General features: G+C 69.9%; 19 protein-coding genes. 3 read left to right on the top strand and 16 right to left on the bottom strand.

The window, feature by feature from the left end; genetic code table 11:
- Positions 1-47: 47 nt before the first annotated feature.
- The 9 genes from ABZ824_RS14110 to zapE all read right to left on the bottom strand — a co-directional run bounded on the left by ABZ824_RS14110 (position 48) and on the right by zapE (position 8,372).
- The gene (locus tag ABZ824_RS14110) at positions 48-503 is read right to left on the bottom strand and encodes a hypothetical protein (protein WP_356963583.1); all 456 of its coding nucleotides are present in this window, start codon (positions 501-503) and stop codon (positions 48-50) included.
- A gap of 26 nt (positions 504-529) precedes the next feature.
- Positions 530-1,099: a CBS domain-containing protein gene (locus ABZ824_RS14105; RefSeq protein WP_356963886.1), complete on the bottom strand. Its 570-nt coding sequence runs from the start codon at positions 1,097-1,099 to the stop codon at positions 530-532.
- A 122-nt stretch (positions 1,100-1,221) separates the two neighbouring features.
- The gene (locus ABZ824_RS14100) at positions 1,222-2,745 is read right to left on the bottom strand and encodes a helix-turn-helix domain-containing protein (protein WP_356963582.1); all 1,524 of its coding nucleotides are present in this window, start codon (positions 2,743-2,745) and stop codon (positions 1,222-1,224) included.
- Between the two features lie 274 nt (positions 2,746-3,019).
- On the bottom strand, positions 3,020-3,481 hold the full coding sequence (locus ABZ824_RS14095; RefSeq protein ID WP_356963581.1) for a hypothetical protein: 462 nt from the start codon (positions 3,479-3,481) through the stop codon (positions 3,020-3,022).
- The gene (locus tag ABZ824_RS14090) at positions 3,478-4,752 is read right to left on the bottom strand and encodes a DUF58 domain-containing protein (RefSeq protein WP_355076768.1); all 1,275 of its coding nucleotides are present in this window, start codon (positions 4,750-4,752) and stop codon (positions 3,478-3,480) included. The genes ABZ824_RS14095 and ABZ824_RS14090 overlap by 4 nt, the downstream gene beginning before the upstream one ends.
- Positions 4,749-5,711 carry a MoxR family ATPase gene (locus ABZ824_RS14085; protein ID WP_355076766.1) on the bottom strand — a complete coding sequence of 321 codons (963 nt, stop codon included), beginning with the start codon at positions 5,709-5,711 and terminating at the stop codon, positions 4,749-4,751. The genes ABZ824_RS14090 and ABZ824_RS14085 overlap by 4 nt, the downstream gene beginning before the upstream one ends.
- Positions 5,712-5,740: 29 nt before the next feature.
- Entirely contained in the window at positions 5,741-6,229 is a 489-nt protein-coding gene (locus tag ABZ824_RS14080; RefSeq protein ID WP_356963885.1) for a hypothetical protein, read from the bottom strand.
- Between the two features lie 34 nt (positions 6,230-6,263).
- Positions 6,264-7,223, bottom strand: a complete 960-nt coding sequence (locus ABZ824_RS14075) for a DUF4129 domain-containing protein (RefSeq protein WP_356963580.1) — start codon at positions 7,221-7,223, stop codon at positions 6,264-6,266.
- 138 nt (positions 7,224-7,361) lie between these two features.
- Positions 7,362-8,372 carry a cell division protein ZapE gene (gene zapE / locus ABZ824_RS14070; RefSeq protein WP_356963579.1) on the bottom strand — a complete coding sequence of 337 codons (1,011 nt, stop codon included), beginning with the start codon at positions 8,370-8,372 and terminating at the stop codon, positions 7,362-7,364.
- Between the two features lie 64 nt (positions 8,373-8,436).
- On the opposite strand from zapE, the gene ABZ824_RS14065 reads away from it, so the two are divergent.
- A complete protein-coding gene (locus ABZ824_RS14065; RefSeq protein WP_356963578.1) occupies positions 8,437-9,009 on the top strand; it encodes a TetR family transcriptional regulator in 573 nt (190 codons plus the stop codon).
- On the opposite strand, the gene ABZ824_RS14060 is transcribed toward ABZ824_RS14065, so the two are convergent.
- The 7 genes from ABZ824_RS14060 to ABZ824_RS14030 form a co-directional block, all read right to left on the bottom strand.
- A complete protein-coding gene (locus ABZ824_RS14060) occupies positions 9,010-9,468 on the bottom strand; it encodes an NUDIX domain-containing protein (RefSeq protein WP_355076760.1) in 459 nt (152 codons plus the stop codon).
- 95 nt (positions 9,469-9,563) lie between these two features.
- Positions 9,564-10,742 (bottom strand): lipid-transfer protein, encoded by a 1,179-nt coding sequence (locus ABZ824_RS14055; protein WP_355076758.1) that lies wholly within the window; start codon positions 10,740-10,742, stop codon positions 9,564-9,566.
- The gene (locus tag ABZ824_RS14050) at positions 10,735-11,139 is read right to left on the bottom strand and encodes a MaoC family dehydratase (protein WP_355076756.1); all 405 of its coding nucleotides are present in this window, start codon (positions 11,137-11,139) and stop codon (positions 10,735-10,737) included. The genes ABZ824_RS14055 and ABZ824_RS14050 overlap by 8 nt, the downstream gene beginning before the upstream one ends.
- A complete protein-coding gene (locus ABZ824_RS14045; protein WP_356963577.1) occupies positions 11,136-12,071 on the bottom strand; it encodes an OB-fold domain-containing protein in 936 nt (311 codons plus the stop codon). The genes ABZ824_RS14050 and ABZ824_RS14045 overlap by 4 nt, the downstream gene beginning before the upstream one ends.
- 18 nt (positions 12,072-12,089) lie before the next feature.
- Positions 12,090-13,250: an acyl-CoA dehydrogenase family protein gene (locus tag ABZ824_RS14040; protein ID WP_356963576.1), complete on the bottom strand. Its 1,161-nt coding sequence runs from the start codon at positions 13,248-13,250 to the stop codon at positions 12,090-12,092.
- Complete coding sequence (locus ABZ824_RS14035; RefSeq protein WP_355076751.1) at positions 13,235-14,299, bottom strand: acyl-CoA dehydrogenase family protein; 1,065 nt, start codon at positions 14,297-14,299, stop codon at positions 13,235-13,237. The genes ABZ824_RS14040 and ABZ824_RS14035 overlap by 16 nt, the downstream gene beginning before the upstream one ends.
- 25 nt (positions 14,300-14,324) lie before the next feature.
- Complete coding sequence (locus ABZ824_RS14030) at positions 14,325-16,478, bottom strand: acyl-CoA dehydrogenase (RefSeq protein ID WP_356963575.1); 2,154 nt, start codon at positions 16,476-16,478, stop codon at positions 14,325-14,327.
- A gap of 139 nt (positions 16,479-16,617) precedes the next feature.
- On the opposite strand from ABZ824_RS14030, the gene kstR reads away from it, so the two are divergent.
- Entirely contained in the window at positions 16,618-17,268 is a 651-nt protein-coding gene (gene kstR / locus ABZ824_RS14025) for a cholesterol catabolism transcriptional regulator KstR (RefSeq protein ID WP_039794748.1), read from the top strand.
- A 256-nt stretch (positions 17,269-17,524) separates the two neighbouring features.
- Positions 17,525-20,098: a trehalose-phosphatase gene (otsB, locus tag ABZ824_RS14020; protein ID WP_355076747.1), complete on the top strand. Its 2,574-nt coding sequence runs from the start codon at positions 17,525-17,527 to the stop codon at positions 20,096-20,098.
- The last annotated feature ends 134 nt before the right edge of the window (positions 20,099-20,232 follow it).

The raw sequence follows: 20,232 nt of genomic DNA, 5'->3' as shown, positions 1-20,232 counted from the left end.
GCCCCCGGCGGGGCGCGTCCGGCAGCACTCGCCCGAACGGTGGGCGGTCAACGGCACGCGAGCGTCTCACGTTTCGTCGGCAGGTCGCGTCGCGGCGCTGGGGAGGGTTGGCCCGGCCGCTGTCCGCGTATCACGCGGGATCCGTCGGCGGAAGGGAGATGCCGGCGGCACCGCAAGCACCACTGGGTAGTGGGAATGGTGCGCAGCAGGCGAACCGAGATCTCGGCGTCACAGCGGCGGCAGCGGCCGTAACGTCCGGTGGAGATGAGCATGAGAGCTGCCTCGATGTCCGCCAGCGCTTGCCGTGCTGCCGCGGCCAGTTTGCTGTCGACCTCGCGTCTGGCTGCGTCAGCCGGGTCGGCGGGTTCGCCTGCGCGGGCGATTGCGGCTTCGAGTTCGGCCAGCTGTTGCAGGCGGAAGCGGCGTTGCTGCAACAGGGCGGCGCGCAGCACGGGTAGCTGTTCGCTGAGGCTTGCGCGTGAAACGGGGTGTGCGTGGGTCATCGTCGACTCCAGGGCTGGTTTGGTGGTCAATACTCGGCCGCGGTGGGTGTGAGCGCGATGCTCGCGGTGCGGATGCCGGGCACGGTGCGGGTCAAGGCGACGGCGATGCGTCGTTCGGATTCGTCGGCGAATCGGCCGTAGACGGTGGCGTCGCCGTCGTCGACGGTGACCTGCCAGCGCCGCGCGCCGCGGTATTGATCGAGCAGGCGCTGCGCATCGGCCGCGAGCGCGTCGTCCGGGGTGAGCATGAGCCGCAGCGCGTCGCCGCGGCTGAACATGCCGACCACGCGGTCCTCGGCGTCGACGACCGGCAGACTGCGTAGTCCGTGGGTCACCAGCCTGCTCATACCCTCGGCCAGTGCCGCGGTCTGGGGCAGGGCGACCGCCGGCGTGGTCATCACCCCGCCGACAGCGTCGTCGAGTTCTCCGGACCGCAAGACGTCACCGCTGGTGAGCATTCCGATGAGGCGGTCGTCCCCGTCGAGCACGGGCAGCGCCGCGTACCGCAGTTCGGCGAACATCAGCGCCGCATCGCGCGCCGTATCCTCGCGCCGAACGGTGGTGACCGGCCTCCGCATCACCTCACGTACCTGCATGTTCCTCACTCCGATACCTCCTTTCCGGCTCAACCCCATGGTGGCGTGGCGGCGAGGCGATCGATTGCGCTGATCGGACAATCGGAGGGCGGAGATTTGTGGCGACGGCACAGCGGGCCGGGTCAGCCGGTGTCGGCGACGGCGAGTTCGATCATCATGGCGAGACGTTTGCGCGGATCGTCCAAGCCGAGATCGGTCACCTCCGCCATCTTGCGCAGCCGGTTGCGGACGGTGTTCTCGTGCACGCCGAGCTGCGCGCTCGCCTGGGCCGAGTCGCCCTGCGCCTGCAACCAAGCGCGCAGCGTAGCCACGTACTGGGTGGAGTGCGCGCGGTCGTGGCGCCGTAATTCCGACACCGGTCCCCGCGCCGGGGTGCGTCCGGAAAGTCCTGCGGTGCGCAATCGCTGTAGCAGGATCTCGTCCCACGACTCGTCGTAGGCGGGAGGCTCGGCCGCCGCGGGCCGGGCCTCGTGCAGCGCCAGGCACTCGTCGGCTTCTCGGCGCGCCGACGCCAATTCCGTGGCCCGTGCGAGACCGCTGACGCCGGCCGTCAATGTCATCCCCACGGGCAGCGCGGCCTGTAACTCACCGACCCAGCGGCGTGCCGCCGCAGCGGAATCAGCGGGGAGCACGGTGTAGACGGTGTCGCCGACCAAGGCGCTGCGGGTCGAACGCGACCAGCCGAATCCGGTCGTCGCTCGCTCGAAGATCAACAGCAGCGCGGCGTGCCGCTCGTGCGCGTCTCGATCCCGCAGCGCGATCACCCGCAAGTTCTCCGGCGCCAGCCCCAGTCTGCTGGCCACCGTCGCCGCGTCCGCCGCACCCTCCAGTAGACGAATGACCAGATCGGCTTCCACCTGACGCTCCAGGTCCGCGCTGGCTCGCGACCGCAACAGGTGCAAGGCCACCGTGCGCGCACCATCGGCCAAGGCCGTGCGCCGGGCCCCGCGCAACGGCGCCGGGCACGACACCCATATCGACCCCAGCAGTTGCCTGCCCACCCGCACGGCCACGACCATCCGCCCCGTCACACCGCGTTCGGCGTCCGCGGCGACGAACAACGGCTCATCCGAGGCGGCCAAATGCGCGAAGACACCGCGCGCGTCGAACAGGGCCCGCAACCACGGCGGCATCTCCCTACCGAGGATCGTCTCGACGCGGGCGGGATCGAGGTGCTGCTTCGGCTTCGAATACGCCAGCACCCGAGACCGCCGGTCCTCGATCGTCACCGCGCCCCCGACAGCGTCGGCCACGCTGTCGGCCAAGGCGAACAAATCGGTCGGGCCGCGACCGGCCTCGGTCTCGCGTCCTTCCAGCACCAATCCGTAAACCACCGCGGCAAGCTCGCTCCAGGCCACCGCGGGATCGACCACCAGCACCGCCACGCCATCGATATCCGGCTCGCGCTCGGTCTCCGCACCCCCACGAAGGACTGCGACGACAGCACCCGCCGAGACCGCCCATTCGACCACCTCCGACAGCGAGCGTGCCCCGATCCCCAGCAGCACGTCGCCCGCCTCCACGGGCCCCTGATCGGCCCCGTGGATCACCACGCTGCGCAATCGGGTGGACCGGGGCACCGAACCCAACCGCAAGCGGATTCCGTAGCCACTCAGCACGTTCGCCAACCGGTCCAATGTCACCACGAGCCGCTCCGAAGCCGAGCCGACAGCGCTGCGCGCCCAGGCGACCGACGCGGCCCGCACAAGGTCGTGGACGTGGCGGTCATTCGATCGAACTCGGCGAACGTCATAAGACCTCCCGCGGTTGTCCATCTCCCTCGATCACGCCTGCGGAGCCTCAGCGGGGGACCTCGTCCGTCGGGACCGCCCTAGCACTACCGAACGGTACGCGCACGACCGTGTGGCTTTCGCGGTTCATACCGGCACGGTCTCGGCGCCGAGGGCTGTCGCGTCCGCGTCAGGCTTCGCCCGTCGCCGGAAGTTCGCGATCGCCGCGCCCGCGCCGGGCCGCGGCGCCCTGGATCACCAGCGCGTACAAAAGCAGCACGAGCACCGGCGCGGCCAGCGGCGCCCAAGCCAAGCGCAGCGGGACGAGAGCGGCGACGACGGCGACCGCCGTGAAGCCGACCGCACCGGTCACGGACGGGATCGTGGTCGGCACCACGCCGTGCGGCGCGGTCACCGTGGCGGCGTTGAGCAGATAGGTCGTGGCCACCAGACCCGTCGCCGCGGAAGCGAGCACACCCGCGTCGGCGACCGCGAGCACGGCGAGCGCGAGCAGCACCGCGCAGACCGCCAGCGGCCGCAGCCACCAGCCGAGCGCGACGAAGACCAGGGCGGGAATGCCGATCCACGGCTCCAGCAGCGCCACCGACGCCACCAGCAGCACCCCGGAGAGAACGGCGAGGAATCTGGTCATCGGCGCACCCGTACGGTCCTGCGGTGCTCCGGCAGCACCCGCATGATCTGGTCCAGGCGCGCGTCTTCCGGCCACGCGACGATGTCGACGCCGACGGTGCCCATGTCCCGGTACATCGCCGCGCGCTCGAGCTGCCACATCTTGGCCAGGATCGGGTCGAGGTCCTCGCGGAACGGCGTGCCGCGCAGGACGTCCACCACGACCACCACGTGCCCGCGCTTGCGCAGATCGATCAGCGCGAGCGCGAACTGTGTGTCCAGCAGGGTGGAGAAGGCCACCACGATCGCGCCGAGCGGAACGGCGGAGTGCGGCGCGAGGGTGCCGGTGGTCGGGATGTGTTCGTCGCCCACGTCGAGCACGGTGTCCACGATGCGGTAGAACTGGCGCCGCCCGATGTCCGGCCGCAGCCAGCGCGGCGCCTGGCCCAAGCAGACCACCGCGGTCCGGTCGCCCGCCTGCAAGGTCGACTGCACCACCTGCGCCGCGCCGCGCACCGACAGCTCCAGCGAATCGGTCGCCGGTCCCGGCGCTTGCTGCGAGGTGTCCACCAGCACAACGACGTCCGCCGAACGATTGGTCAGCCGCTCGGTGACGTACAGCCGCCCGCGCCGCGCGCTCACCGGCCAGTTCACGATGCGCAACTGGTCGCCGGGGGCGTAGGCGCGGATGTCCGCGTACTCGACGCCGGGACCGTGCCTGCGGGTCAGGTGGGTGCCGAGCCGCTCGGGAAGTTCGGTGCGCGGCAACCGCATTCGCTGCGGATCGGTGATCGGGTACACGAACAGCTGCCCCGCGGGCAGCACCGCGGTGGCGACGGCGAGCCCGGCGGGGCTCAGCGCCGAGACCCGCACCGACATCGGGTAGCGCCCCCACCTGGCCGCCGAGAGCGCGAGCCGCAACCCGGCGGGCGCGATTCCGGAATCGCCGGCCTCCTCGATCTGGATCTCCAAGCCGGCCGAACGCTCCGGCTTCAAGCGCAGCAGCGCATGCCCTTTCTCCACGAAGGCGGCGACGGTCAGCGTCACCTCCTCGGTCTCGAAACAGCGCAGCGTGCCGCCGCCGTCGACCTGGATCCTGGTCGAGGACTGCTGCCACGGCGCGGTTGCCAGCACGCCGAGCAGCGGCGCGGCGAACACGAGCAGTTGCCACCGGCCGAGGACCACCGCGAGCACCAGGGCCGCGGCGGCGCACCCCGCGAGCATGAAGACCAGCGGTGCGGGTCGCCACCGCAATTCGGCGTCGACCGCGGAACTGGCGTCGCGGTGCCTCATGTCACGGTGGCGCGCGGTACCGGCAGACGGCGCAGCAGTTCGGTGATCACGTCCTCGCCGCGGATGCGGCGCACCCACATCTCCGGCCGCAGCGTGATCCGGTGCGCCATGGCCGGGATCGCCAGCGCCTTGACGTCTTCGGGAATCACGTAGTCGCGGCCGAGCAGCAGAGCCCGCGCCCGGGACATCTGCACCAGGTCCAGTTCCGCGCGAGGGCTCGCGCCGACCTCGACCTGAGGGTGCCCTCGGGTCGCCGACGCCAGCGCGACGACATAGCTCACCACGTCGGGGTGCACGGTCACGTACTCGACGGATTGCCGCATCTCCAGCAAACCGTTGGCGTCGACGACCTGGTTGACCTGCGGCACCTGCGCCCCGCGCTCCAGTCTGCGGCGGATCATCTGCGTCTCGTCGTGCTCGGACAGGTAGCCCAACCGCAGCTGGATGGCGAAGCGGTCGAGCTGCGCTTCCGGCAGCGGGTAGGTGCCCTCGTACTCGATCGGGTTGTCGGTGGCCAGCACGATGAACGGTTGCGGCAGCAGGAACGTCTCGCCGTCGATGCTGACCTGTCCCTCGGCCATCGCCTCCAGCAGCGCGGCCTGTGTCTTCGGCGGTGTGCGGTTCACCTCGTCGGCCAGCAGCACGTTGGTGAACACCGGCCCGCGACGGAAGGTGAACCGGCCCGAGGACATGTCGTAGATCGTCGAACCGAGCAGATCCGCGGGCAGCAGGTCCGGGGTGAACTGCACCCGGGTGAACTGCAACCCGAGCGCGGCCGCGAACGATCTCGCGATGAGCGTCTTGCCGAGACCGGGTAAGTCCTCGATCAGCACATGCCCACCGGACAGCACCGCGATCATGATCAACTGCAACTCGTCCTGCTTGCCGACCACGACCCGGGACAACTCCCGGAGCACGGCCTCGCTGCGCTGGATGGTCATGTCCATCGGCATGGTCATGTGTGTACCCGCACTTGCCTCAACCCATTTCACATTCTCTGCAGGCGGCTCAGGATCTCGTCCAGCGCCGCACGTCCCGGTGCCCTGCCGGCTTGATCACGAAGGGCCGAATTGGCCGGGTCCACCCAGCGCCACAGTTCCGGCCCGAACTGGTGGACACCCGCCGCCTCGACCGCTCTGCGGTTCTTCGCCACCCGCTGGCCGCTGGACAGCTCGAACTCCTTGGCCAGCAGAGGACGCAGGTGCCGGTCCCAATCGGCACGACTGCCGTCCGCCCGGTCGGCGAGCATCTCCGCCCTGGCGTGCCAGCGCTGCAACATCTCGGCCGGGCCGTTCTCCATGTCGTCGAACTCGTCGGCGTCCCCGGCCTCGGCGCGCTCGAGCAGCGACCAGATCAGCCAGCCCAGCGCCACCGCGACCGGGATGCCCGCGACGATCGGCAGCAGTCCGCGGGCGCGCTCGACGGCGACCAGCTCGATCACCGCGATGACGATCACCCCGGTGATCACCACCCCCATCCGATTCACGCGATGTCCTTTCTCACCCGGCCGGTCACGCGGGCACCTCCCCTTGCAGATCGGCGAGCACGATGCGCAGCAGTTGCTCGGCTCGCATGCGCTGCCATTCGAGCATGGCGTGCGGGCTGAACCTGGCCTCCTCGAACAAGGCGACCAGTTCGCGGGCGGACGCGTCGTGCAGCGCGCCGCGTTCGAACGCGCGGGCCAGCACTTCCATCGGGGTGTCCGAGGCGAGCGGAGCGGCGGCGCGGTCGGAGGCGAGGCCGCGCTCCATCGCGACGTAGCAGGCGATGATCGCGGTGCGCGGGTCCTGGCCCGGGGCGTTCATCGCGGCCAAGCCCAGCTCGGCCGCGCGGGCCAGCGAGTCGGCCACGGTGGGCGTCGGCGCGACCCCGGGCGCCTGCGCCGGGACGGGCTTGCGCCGGGACGACATCGCGACCACGACCAAACCGCTCATCGCCACCGTCACCAGGCCCGCGGCCGCGATTCCGGCCAGCACCAGCGCCGTTCCGGTCAACTCCGCCGACCTGGGCTCGCGTTCGGCGGGCGGCGGGGTCCCCTGCTCCGGCGCGGCGCCCGTGGTGGTGGCGGGGGTCGCCGGGCGCGCGGGTTCGCTCGGCCTGCCCGCGCCGATGAAGTAGATCGCCGTCACGGCCGCGAACAGCACGCCGAGCAGCGCGAGCGCACCGAGCACTGCCAGGCCCACGCGCCCCAACCGCCACTGCTTGCGCTCGTCCGCGCGTTCGGGCTCCGGCATGGCCAGCGGCAACCGGTGCTGGCTGGCGATGACGCCCGCCAGCAGGATGACGATCGATACGGTCAGCAACACGGGCATCAGAGCGACCGACAACGCGGACGGGACTTGCCTGCGCGACTCGCTCTCCGTGATTCCTGGGATGTATCCGTGCAATGCGATGGCGGCAAAAGCCAGCAGCGTGATCAGCACGATCACGCGCGATATCGGCGCTCGCGCCCTGGCCACTGCGTTACCCACCAAATCTGAGTACTCCACAAAACAGCCACATAGTTACATGCCGGGCGGTCCGCTCGGGATGGAATGGAATACTTCGCAGTCCTTCCTCCTAAACCGCAACTGTGCGGGGAGGCGGCGGGTCGGGCATCGCGACGGTGACTACCGGACGATTTCGGCCGAGGATTGGGACAATGCACAAAGCCGACTCGTCAAACGTGAGATATCCGGCACTTCCCGCACCTCCCGCACCAGCTCGCCGAGCGCTGCGGACGCGATGACGGTGAGTGCACGATCGGCGTCGTAGAGCACGTCGACGACGTTCACGAACCGCATCGTCCAGTCGGGCGGAACTGTGCGCAGCGGTGGTACATCCCGGATTTCCCAGCGCGGAAAACGTTGGGCCAGCGCAACATAATCCGCCGCGGAAGTTGGGGTCCCGCACAATGCGGCGAAGTCGATGACGAGTGCGCCTCCGTCCGCCGCAATCGCCCGCAAACTTCTGGCACCGAGGGATATCTCGACGATCGATTCGATTTCCTGTTGTGCCGCATCATTATTGCGGGAGGACGAAGCCGACAACGCTTCCACGGTCATGTGCCATCGGGGCGCCACGACGTATCGCCCGGCCGCGAATCCGGTACCGGCGCCCCGGGAACCGAGGGTCCGATAGTCGATCGCGCCGTCGACAGCGACCACGTCCATGTTCGCGAGAATTCGCTCGATCGTCGGCACGAACCGGTCGTGGAACAACGGATTCGGCAGCAGCTCGGCGGGCGGATAGTTCGACGTCACCACCAGCGCGACGCGGCGGGCGAACAGCGCGTCGAGCAGCCGGGCGAACAGCATCGCGTCGCCGATGTCGTGGACGTGGAATTCGTCGAAGCAGACCAGCAGGGCGTCGCCGAGCAGCGCGTCCACCGCGGCATCGATCGAGCCGGACGCGTGCGCCGCGGCGTGCAGGCTCGCGAAGAACTGGTGAAAGTGGTAGCGCCGCTTGCGTTCCGATGCCACCTCGGCGAAGAACCGGTCCATGAGCATGGTCTTGCCGCGCCCGGGCCTGCCGTGGAGGTAGACGCCACGGCTCCGTCGGCTCGGCCTGCCGCGCCGATCGACCAACTCGCGCAACCGCGCCGCCGCCCGCGCCTGCTCGGCATCCCACCGTAGTTCCACGGCACCTCCAAAGTCCTCTACATTTGTAGAGGACGAGGCCGCGCGGCGGCCAGGAAGGGTGATCATGTCCACAGGCGACCGGCGTGCGCTCCTCGTCGACACGGCCATCGAAGTGATCGCGGCACGCGGCCTGCGCGCGCTCACCCACCGCGCGCTGGACACGGAACTGGGCCTGCCCGCCGGTTCGGCTTCCTACTACTTCCGCACCAAACGCGCCCTCATCGAGGCCATCGTGGAGCGGATCACCACCCGCACCCGCGACGATTTCGCCGCTGCCGCGTTGACGCCGACCGCCGACCGGCAACCGGTCGCGGAAGCCATCGCGGCCTGGCTGGACCGGCTACTCGCGCAACGGCGCGGTCACCTGATCGCACGGCACGCTCTGCTGATCGATCTGCTGGACGATCCCGACCTGCATCCCCGGCTGGTGCGCAGCCTGTTCTCCGTCGACCGCGCCCGCGACCTGTTCCGCGCCATGGGCGCGCCCGATCCGGATATCCGGGCCGCGGATTTCGTCGCCGTCATCGAGGGAGCCGTCTTCGACCGCTTCGCGGGCAATCGCACCGCCCTGCGCCCGGACACGCCGGAGAGCGTCCAGCAGCTCGCCCGCGTTCTCGCCGCGCACTTGCGTGTGTGATCAGCTAGGCCAGCCCCGCTGGCTGTAGGTCACGCCGGTGAGGTAGCCGTGGATACCGGCGGCCGGATACGGAATGAGGGTTTCCGGAAGGTTCGCGAGCGAGAACCACCGCAGCTCGTAGGACTTGTCCGGCTCGCGGTTGACCGGCTCGCCCGACCAGCGGCGCGTCTCGAAGAACAACCCGACCCGGGCTTCCCGTTCGGACTCGACGACGTGCGCGGAATGGACGTGCCGCAGATCCGCCGGATCGATCACCACGCCGACCTCTTCGTGCGCTTCGCGGACCACCGCGGCGAGCACCGACTCCCCCACTTCGAGCTTTCCGGCGGGCAGGTGCCACAGCCCGTCGAACTCGTCCGCGCTGCGCCGCCTGCTCAGCAATAATTCCGCGCCGCGCAGCAGCAACACATGCACATCCACCAAATGCCTGGCCACCACTTGCCCCAAGCTACGCGCCACCCCCCGCACCGGCGGCGGTTCGCACACCCGTCAGCACTCCGGACCCACCATGACGGGTGCCGGAGTGCTGAAGCAGGCAGGCGCGGCCGACCTGATCAGTCCGCACTGAGGACGAGGCCGGAGGTCGGCACGCCGGTGCCCGCGGTGACCAGGATGTTGGTCAGGTCGGCGACCGGGTTGACCGAGACGCCGCGGATCTGGCGCACCGCCTCGGCGATGCCGTTCATCCCGTGGATGTACGCCTCGCCGAGCTGGCCGCCGTGCGTGTTGAGGGGCAGGCGTCCGCCGACCTCGATGGCGCCGTCGGCGATGAACTCCTTCGCCTCGCCCCGGCCGCAGAACCCGAGTTCCTCCAGTTGCATGAGGACGAACGGGGTGAAGTGGTCGTACAGGATGGCGGCCTGCATGTCCTCCGGACGCAACCCGCTCTGCGCCCACAGCTGCTCGCCGACCAGGCCCATCTCCGGCAGGCCGGTCATGGCGTCGCGGTAGTAGCTGGTCATCACGTACTGGTCGGCGCCGGAACCCTGGGCGGCCGCGGCGATGACGGCGGGCCGCTGCGGCAGGTCGCGAGCCCGCTCGACGCTGGTGACCACGATCGCGACGCCGCCGTCGGACTCCTGGCAGCAATCCAGCAGGTGCAGCGGCTCGGCGATCCAGCGGGAATTCTGATGATCCGCCAGCGTGATCGGCTTGCCGTAGAAGAAGGCCGCGGGGTTCACCGCAGCATGCTTGCGGTCGGCGACGGCCACGCGGCCGAAGTCCTCGCTGGTGGCCCCGTAGACGTGCATATAGCGCCGGGCGACCATCGCGACCTGCGCGGCCGGGGTGCCCAGCCCTTGCGGGTAGGACCAGCCCGCGTCGATGCCCGACGAGGTGGGCGCGGTGGCCAGCGCCGTGGAGAACTGCCCGAACCGCGACACCGACCGCTCGTTGAACGCGCGGTAGGCCACCACGACGTCCGCGACGCCGGTGGCCACCGCCATGGCGGCCTGCTGAATGGTGGCGCAGGCCGCGCCGCCGCCGTAGCCGATGTGGCTGAAGAATTTCAGCTGCGGAATGCCGACCGCCCTGGCCACAGCGGCCTGGGTGTTGGTGTCCATGGTGAACGTGGTCAGGCCGTCCACGTCGGCGGGCGTCAGGCCCGCGTCGGCCAGTGCGGCGGTGACCGCCTCGGCGGCCAGGCGCAGTTCGCTTCGTCCGGAGTCCTTGGAGAAATCCGTGGCGCCGATGCCGACGATGGCCGCACGGCCGGAAATCTTCTGCTCAGACATCGGCCCTCCGCAACGCGATGACGGCCGTAGCCGTGATGTGGTCGCCGAGGCTGTCCTTGCCGACCACGTCGATGTGTATGTCGTCGCCCTCCAGCGCGGTCACCGTGCCGGTCAGCGTCAGCGTGTCCCCGGCGTACAGCGGCACGCCGAGGCGCAGCGCGATCGACTTGACGACGGCGCGCGGGCCCGCCCAGTCGGTGACGAAACGCTGCACCAAGCCGGTGTCGGTGAGGATGTTGACGAAGATGTCCTTCGAGCCGCGGGCGACGGCCTTGTCCCTGTCGTGGTGCACGTCCTGGAAGTCCCTGGTGGCCAGGGCGGTGCTGATCACGAACGTGGGGTCGGCGCCGATCACCAGCTCGGGCAGCACCGTGCCCACGCGCACGGCGGCGCTCACGAGACCACCTGCCAGACCGGCAGTGCCGCCTCGTCGTCGAGCTTCTCGAAGCCCACCTCGACCGGCAGACCGATCCGCACCTCGGCCGGGTCGATGCCGCGCAGTTCACCGAGCATGCGCACGCCTTCCTCCAGTTCGACCAGCGCCACCACGAACGGCAACTGCCGCCCCGGCACCTTCGGCGCGTGGTGCACGACGTAACTGAACACGGTGCCGCGCCCGGAGGCGACGACGTAATCGGTCGGTTTCGACTTGTCCTGCCAGATGGCCGGAATGGGCGGATGCCGCAGCGAGCCGTCCGGCAGCCGCTGGATGCGCAGCTCGCCCGCTTTCGTTCCTTCCCAGAAGAATTCGGTGTCCCAGGAGACCAGCGGCTTGACCCGCGCGCCCTCCGGGGCTTTCGGCGCGGCGGTGCCGGGAGCGAATTTCAGCAGCCGGAAAAGCATCTCGGCGACCACTTCATCGCCGACCCGCCAGGTGGTCTGGAAGGTGACGAACCATCCCTCACCCAGCGCGGTGCGCTTCGGGCCGCGGATGTCCGACAGCGTGCTGGTGACCGAGACCTGTTCGCCGACCGCGAGGTAGCGGTGGTAGGTCTGCTGACAATCCGTGGCGACCACGGAGGTGTAACCCGCGGCGTCGAGCAGTTCCGTGGCCGACCCCATCGGGTCGTCTGCGGGACGAGAACCGTTGAGCCCGAACATGGTCCACACCTGGGCCATGGCGGGCGGCGCGACGATTCCTGGATGTCCCGCCGCGCGCGCCGCCTCCTCGTCGACATAGATCGGATTGGCGTCGCCGAGCGCCTCGACCCAGTTGTTGATCATCGGCTGGTTCACCGGATCGCGCCCGAAACGGGGCGCGCTCGCACCCGCCGCCTTGATGGCCTCGGCTGCGGCGACGATCGCTTCCGGAGTAGTGGTTTCCGGCACGCGCGGCTCCTTCACTCGTTATCGGGGTACTCGCGGCAACCGCAGACCGGACGAGGCGACCAGTTCGCGCATCACCTCGTTGACGCCACCGCCGAAGGTGACCACGAGGTTCTGCTTGGTCCTGCGGTCCAGCCAGGTCAGCAGCTCGCCGGTGGCCGGGTCGGCCGGGTCGCCGTAGCGGCCGACGATCTCCTCGGCGAGCCTGCCCGCCTCCTGGAGCGATTCGGTGGAGTAGACCTTGGTCGCGGACGCGTCGGCGATCACTTGCGCCTGGTCGCCGTCCACAGTCGCGGCGACCTGCCAGTTCAACAGTTCGTTCAACCGGACCATGGCGTGGATGCGGCCCAGCGCCCTGCGCACGTCGAGTTCGGCGAGCACGCCGCGCGGTTGCGCCCAGTCGCGCACCCGGTCGTAGAGCTGCTCGATCTTGCCGGACGGCCCCAGGCTCACCCGCTCGTGGTTGAGCTGCGTCGTGATCAGCTTCCAGCCCCGGTTCTCCTCGCCGACCAGCATGTTCGCCGGGACGCGCACGTTGTCGAAATAGGTCGCGTTGGTGTGGTGAGCGCCGTCGCAGGTGATGATCGGCGTCCACGAGTAGCCGGGGTCGGTGGTGTCCACGATCAGGATCGTGATGCCGCGGTGGCGCGACTCGGTCGAGCCGGTGCGGCAGGCCAGCCAGACGAAGTCGGCCTCGTGCGCGCCCGTGGTGAAGATCTTCTGCCCGTTGACGATCCAGTCCCCGGACTCGTCACGCACCGCCGAGGTGCGCAGCGAGGCGAGGTCGGTGCCCGCGTCCGGCTCGGAGTAGCCGATCGCGAAATGGACGTCGCCGGAGAGGATTCCGGGCAAGAACCGCCGCTTCTGTTCCTCGGTGCCGAACTGCTGCAAAGTCGGTCCGACGGTCAGCAGCGTCACCAGCGGGAGCGGGACGTCGGCCCGGACCGCCTCGTTGAAGAAGATCTGCTGCTCGACCGGCCCGAAGCCTTGGCCGCCGTATTCCTTGGGCCAGCCGACGCCGAGCCAGCCGTCGCGGCCCATCCGGCGCACCACGGCGCGATAGGCGTCACCGTGCCGGTTCACCGCCATCTCGGCCTCCTCCTCGGGAGTCACGAGATCGGCGAAGTAGGCACGCAATTCGTCGCGCAGCCCGCGTTGCTCGGTGGTCAGGTCGATGAACATCTCGCCCCCAATCGGTCGAGCCGGAACGACGCGCCGCCGAGCCAGCGAGCGATGTCCTTGGCTTGTGAGTAGTAGCGATGCATCGGGTGGGTCACGTCCACACCGAGGCCGCCGTGCAGGTGATGGCACTTCTGCATGGCCGCGGGCAGTTCCGCGGCGACGGTGTAGGCGAGGATCTCCAGGTCGTCGTCGGTGCGCTCGCGATGCTCCCGGCTCGCGTCGGGCTGCGCCAGCGCCCAGTTCGCCGAGACCGCGGCCACGTGCAGGGTCCGCGAGACGACGTACAGGTCCGCGATCTGCTGGGCCACCGCCTGGAACTCGGCCAGCGGCCTGCCGAACTGATGCCGGGTGCGCAGATGCTCGGCGGTGAGCGTGATCGCGCCTTTGAGCAATCCGTCGGCCACCGATCCGATCGAGGCGAGCGCCAGCCGGTGCAGATCGGCGAGACCGACCGGCCACAGCTGGTCGGCCGGAATCTGCACCTGGTCCAGCCGGACCGTGTACTCGGGAATGCCGCCGGAGACCGGCGTCGGCGTGCGGGTCAGGCCGACGGCCTGCGCGTCCACCACGGCGATACCGGCGTCGGTCGGCACGAGCAGCCAGCTCGCCTCCTCCGCGTACGGCACCGCCACCTTGTGCCCGGTGATGCGCACCGTGTCGCCGCTGACGACGGCGGTGGTCTCCGGCTCGCGGACGAACGGCGCCCCCGGTTCGCTCAGCGCCGCGGTGAGCACCGCGCCCTCGGCGACCCCCGGCAGCACGAGCGACTGCACGCGCTCCGGCGCGCAGGCCACCAGCGGCAGCACGCCCAACCCCAGCGTCGACAGCGCCGGCACCGCCACCGCGTCGGTGGCCAGTTCGGTGAGCAGCGCCGACACCTCGAGCAGCCCCATCCCATCGCCGCCGAACCGTTCCGGCAACGCGACGACGAGCAGGCCGGAGTCGGCCAGCTTCGGCCACAATCGCATGTCGCGCGCCGGTTCGCGCTCCAGCAAGCTCACGACGACCTCGGCCACCGCGTCCTGGCCCTCGTCCCTGGTGAAGTCCACGCTTGTCTCCCGATTGACTGTAGGGCTAGCTGTCCGCGTCACGAGGCAGCCCCAGAATCCGCTCCGCGGCCACGGTGAGCAGGATCTGCTCGGTCCCGCCCGCGATCGACAGGCAACGCGTGAGCAGGAACTCCTTGGTCACCTCGGAGTCCTGCGCGCCGAGCGGGCCCGCCGCCTCCGCGGCGAATTCCGCGACCGCTTGGCGGTGGCGCACGCCGACCAGCTTGCGCACGCTGCTCTGCGCGCCGGGGTCACCGCCCGCGAGCATCTTCACCGCGGCGCGTTGCTCGAGCAGCAGGCCCGCGATCGCCTCGGCCACGAATCCACCGAGCCGGTCGTTCACCAGCTCCGCGCCGGGGCCGGTGGCGGGCGATTTCGCGATCAGCTCTTCGAGTACCGGACCGATGCCGTTGCCGCCCATGGCGACTCGCTCCGTCGACAGCGTGGAGCGGGCGATCTTCCATCCGTTGTTCAGCGCGCCGACCACGCAGTCGTCCGGCACGAACACATCGTCGAGGAAGACCTCGCTGAAACGCGCCTCTCCGGTGATCTGCACCAGCGGGCGCACCTCGAGCCCGGCGCTGTGCATATCGACCAAGAAGTACGTGATGCCGCGGTGTTTGGGCGCGTCAGGGTCCGTGCGCGCCAGGCAGATCGCCCAGTTCGCCTTGTCGCCCAGCGATGTCCACACCTTTTGCCCGCGCAGCACCCAGCCGCCGTCGGTCTTTTTCGCGGTGGTGCGCAACGCCGCCAGGTCGGAACCCGCCTCTGGTTCGCTGAACAGCTGGCACCAGACCACTTCGCCGCGCAAGGTGGGCCAGGCGAAGCGCTCGATCTGTTCCGGCGTCCCGTGCTGCAACAGCGTGGGGATCGCCCAGCCGCCGATGGCCAGGTCCGGCGCGGTGAGTCCGGCACGGCGCAGTTCCTCGGAGATCACCAGGCCGGTCATCGGGTCCGCGGCGCGTCCGTATGGCCGCGGCCAGTGCGGCATGACCAGGCCCGCGTCCACCAGCGCGGCACGCTGCCGGTCGGCTGGCAGCGCCGCGATCCGCGCGACCTCGGCGGCGAGTTCGTGCGCGCTGTCGCCGTCCACAGCGGCCACGCCTTCCTCGGCGAAGACCCGATCGGCCCCGGTGGTGCGCCGCAGGCCCCTTCGGGTCAGTTCGGTGACCCGCGCCCGCCAGTGCGCCGAACCGCCGAGCAGTTGGCGCAAGGCCGTGGCCCGCCGCAGATACAGGTGCGCGTCGTGCTCCCAGGTGAAGCCGATGCCACCGAGCACCTGAATACAGTCCTTCGCGGTCTCCACCGCGGCGTCCAGGGCGATGGCGGCCGCGATGGCGGCCGCGATCGGCAGTTCGGCTCCGCCGTCGTCCACGGCCGCCGCGACGTCGGCCGCGGCGGCGCGGATGAGTTCGGTGCGGCACAGCATCCAGGCGCAGATGTGCTTGACCGCTTGGAACGAACCGATCTTGCGGCCGAACTGCTCGCGCACCTTCGCGTACTCGACCGCGGTCTCGAGGCACCAGCCCGCGAGGCCGGACAGTTCGGCGGTGACCAGCGCGACGAGCAGGTCCCCTGCCGCGTGCGGCGCGACGAATACGCGTTCGGCGGGCACGCGCAGGTCGGCGCAGTGCACCCGCGCCAGCGGCGTGCTCGGATCCAGCGGCGCGAGCGCTTCCACCCGCAGGCCATCGGCGTCGGGCGCGACCAGGCACCACCGCTGTCCTTGCGGTTGGTCGATCGGCAGCAGCACGGCGGTGCCGGGGGCGGCGCCGACGACGGAATCCCAGGTACCCGTGAGCAACACGCCGTCGCTCGCGACGGGTACGCTCACCGTCGAACCGACGACGAAGTCGAGCGCCACACCGCACGGCAGGTCCTCGTCGAGCTGTCCGGCGGTGATCAGATTGGCCAGAGCCGTCGCGAGTACCGGGCCGCCGACGAGATCGTGCGCCGCCTGTTCCACCAGCACGGCCAGATCGGAGACCGACCCGCCCGCACCTCCCGCGTCCTCGGCCACCGCGACCCGGAAGATCCCGATCTCGGCCAGCGCGGGCCAGTAGGCGCGCCAGAAGTCGGCCGCGCCGGCCCGCATTGTTGCAATCGGACGGACCGAAGCGGCCCATCCGCGCATCGACTCCTGAACGGCTTTATGCTCGTCAGTGGTGGCGATGGTCACACTCCATACCGCCTTTCCGGCGTGACTCCCACACCTAGAACATGTTCTAATATCCTAGCCGGGCGGAAGTCAAGAGACCGCCGCGGCCACACCGCGCACGCAGCCGACGAAACGACGTTTCCGGAAAGGACTTTCATCGATGGCCAGTCCGTCCCGATCGCAGCCAGCCGACCCGAGCGCGGGACGGCCCGCCGCCACGGTCACCACGCTCAGCGAGGACGAGCTGAGCTCGGCGGCGCAACGCGAGCGGCGCAAGCGGATCCTGGACGCGACCTTGGCGCTCGCGTCCAAGGGCGGTTACGACGCGGTGCAGATGCGCGCGGTGGCCGAGCGCGCCGATGTCGCGGTCGGCACGCTGTACCGCTACTTCCCGTCGAAGGTGCACCTGCTGGTCTCGGCGCTGTCGCGCGAGTTCGAGCAGATCGAGGGCAAACGCAAGCCGCTTGCCGGGCAGTCCCCACAGGAGCGCATGCACCTGCTGCTCACCCAGATCACCCGGATGATGCAGCGCGACCCGCTGCTCACCGAGGCCATGACCCGCGCGTTCATGTTCGCCGACGCCTCGGCCGCCGCCGAGGTGGACCGGGTCGGCAAGGTGATGGACCGCGTCTTCGCCCGCGCGATGAACGACGGCGAGCCCACCGAACGCCAGCTGGCCATCGCGCGGGTGATCAGCGACGTGTGGCTGTCGAATCTGGTCGCCTGGCTGACCCGGCGCGCCTCGGCCACCGACGTGACCGAACGACTGGAACTGACCGTCGACCTCCTCCTGGGAGAACGCAACCAGTAAGCTCTAGCGGGATCTCTCAGCACACAGCGAGCGAATCAGCGCCCGGTCACCCCACCGGGCCCGAATAGCTCGTTGTGCTGCGACGAAGCTCACCCGCTCGGATCCCGTTGCCGTTAGCTGGGCAGATCTACCGGACACCGGTTCAGGTGCGCGTTATCGTGCGCACGCGAACCGGCGCGCTTCTGTGCGGCAAATTCAACACAGTATTGTTTTGCCCGCCCCCTGAAAAAACTCCTCCGATCACTAGGTTGGATGCGTGAGCGCACAGGATCTGCCACTGGAACTTCGCCGTGCACTGTCGACGGTCGCGCGCGTGCCACGGCTGTTGGTCGCATCGGACTACGACGGGACACTCGCGCCCATCGTGTCCGACCCGACCAAAGCCTTTCCCCATCGGGAATCGGTGAGCGCGTTACGAGCCCTCGCCGGCCTGACCGGGACCACTGCCGCCGTGATCTCCGGCCGCGCGCTGCGAGATCTCGCGGCGCTGTCCCGCCTTCCGGTCGAGGTGCAACTGATCGGCAGCCACGGCTCGGAATTCGACGTGGGCTTCGTGCACGCGATCGACAACGACGCCAAGCATCTGCTCCAAGAGGTGCAGACGGCCCTGAATCAGGTCGCCGCGGACAACCCCGGCGTCACCGTCGAGATCAAACCGGCCAGTGTCGCGTTGCACGTGCGCAACGCCAGCCCGGAGATCGGTCATCGCGCGCTGTCGCAGGTCCGGCTCGGTCCGGCGTGCTGGTTCGGCGTCCAGGTCACCGAGGGCAAGGCGGTCATCGAACTGGCCGTGGTGCAGACCGACAAGGGCACCGCACTGGACACCGTTCGGCATCAGGCGGGGGCCTCGGCCGCGGTGTTCTTCGGTGACGACGTCACCGACGAGAAGGCGTTCCGCGTGCTGTCCGGCCCGGACGTCGGCATCAAGGTCGGCGACGGCGAGAGCCTGGCCAAGTTCCGGGTGGACAGCACCGAGGCCGTGGCGTGCGCGCTGGCCTACCTGCTGGAGGAGCGCCGGACCTGGCTGGCGGGCGCGAGCGCGCCGCGCATCGAGCGGCTGACCATGCTGGCCAGCCCGCGCTCGGTCGCGCTGCTCACCCCGGACGCCACGGTGACCTGGTTCTGCCACCCCGAGCCCGATTCGGCCGCGGTGTTCGCCCACCTGCTCGGCGGCCCACAGGGCGGCCACTTCACCATCGAGCCGGAGCGGCCGGGCCTGCCGCTGTCGCAGCGTTACGTCGACGGCACGATGACCGTCGAAACCCGTTGGGCCAAACTGCAAGTCACGGACTACCTGCCGCACGACGTAGCCCCGACCCGCACCGACCTCACCCGGGTGATCACCGGCGACGCGAAGGCCGTGGTCACCTTCGCCCCCCGCCCGGAGTTCGGCCAGGTGCCGGTGAACCTCGAGGCGCAGGAGGGCGGCCTGCGGGTGTACGGCACCAACGACCCGATCGTGCTGCGTTCACCCGGCGTGCGGTGGGAGATCGTCTCGGACGGTACCCACGAGTCGGCACGGGCCGTCGTGGATCCGTCCAAGGGGCCGGTCGTGCTCGAACTGCGCTGCGGCACCGCCGATCTCGATCCCGCCCCGGCCAGTGAGGCGGAGCGGCGGCGGGAGGCGCAGCGGTACTGGTCGGATTGGGCGGGGACGCTCACACTGCCGCCGCTCAAGCCCGACCTGATGAAGCGCTCCGCGCTGACCCTGCGCGGCCTGGTGCACGCGCCGTCCGGCTCGATCCTCGCGGCCGCCACCACCTCGCTGCCCGAGGACATCGGCGGCGTGCGCAACTGGGACTACCGCTACTGCTGGCTGCGCGACGCGGCGCTGACCGCGCAGTCGCTGGTCTCGCTCGGCTCGCTCGCCGAGGCGGAGGACTACCTGGGCTGGGTGCACCGCGTGCTGGAGACCTTGCCCGGCCCCGAGCGGCTGCACCCGCTGTACACGCTGTACGGCGAGACGCTGCCGCCGGAGGCCTCGATCGACCAGCTACCCGGCTACGCAGGCTCCCGCCCGGTGCGCGTCGGCAACGCGGCCAACATGCAGGTGCAGCTGGACGTCTTCGGTCCGATCGTGGACCTCATCGCCACCCTGGCGCACGCCAGGGAGCTGCGCGGCGTCACCGATCCGGCGAACGTGCTGCCCGACGCCGACTGGGAGCTGGTGTGCGCCATGGTCTCGGCGGTGCAGCGGCGCTGGCAAGAGCCCGACCACGGCATCTGGGAGATCCGCGGCAACCCCCGCCACCACGTGTACTCGAAGGTGATGGGCTGGCTGACCGTCGACCGGGCGCTCACCCTGGCGCAGAAGTTCGATCGCGAGGCCGATCCGGCCTGGCCGGTGCTGCGCGACACCATCGCCGACGAGGTGAAGGCCAAGGGCTGGAACGACGAGGTGCAGTCCTACACCGCCGCGTACGACGGCACCGACCTGGACGCGGCGACGCTGCACATCGGGTTGAGCGGCCTGATCGACCCGTCCGACCCGCGCTTCGCGGCGACGGTCGTGGCGACCGAGGCCGAGCTGCGCAGCGGCTCGACGGTATACCGCTACCACCACGACGACGGCCTGCCCGGCGGCGAGGGCGGATTCCACCTGTGCGCGGCCTGGCTGGTCGAGGCGTACCTGCTGATCGGCAAGCGCTCCGACGCCGAGGCGCTGTTCGCCCAGCTGGTCGACGTGGCGGGCCCGACCGGGCTGCTCAGCGAGGAATACGACCCGGTGGCCGAACGGTCGCTCGGCAACCATCCGCAGGCGTACAGCCATCTGGGCCTGTTGCGCTGCGCGCAGCTGCTGGGGCAGCCGGTGGAGGCCGCGCTGGTCTGACCACGTAGGAGCCGAGGGCCCGCGAACGAGGAATCGTTCACGGGCCCTTCGCATTCGGTTTCCAGGTGGGCGTCGCATCCGAACGCTTGACGGCCCCTGCTAGAGTTAACGGGAACGATTTCCATTATGATCTA

Source organism: Nocardia sp. NPDC047038 (assembly GCF_040644075.1).
Classification (GTDB): Bacteria; Actinomycetota; Actinomycetes; order Mycobacteriales; family Mycobacteriaceae; genus Nocardia; species Nocardia sichangensis.
Note: the sequence above shows the minus strand (reverse complement) of the source record. Positions and strands in the feature narration are given on the sequence as shown.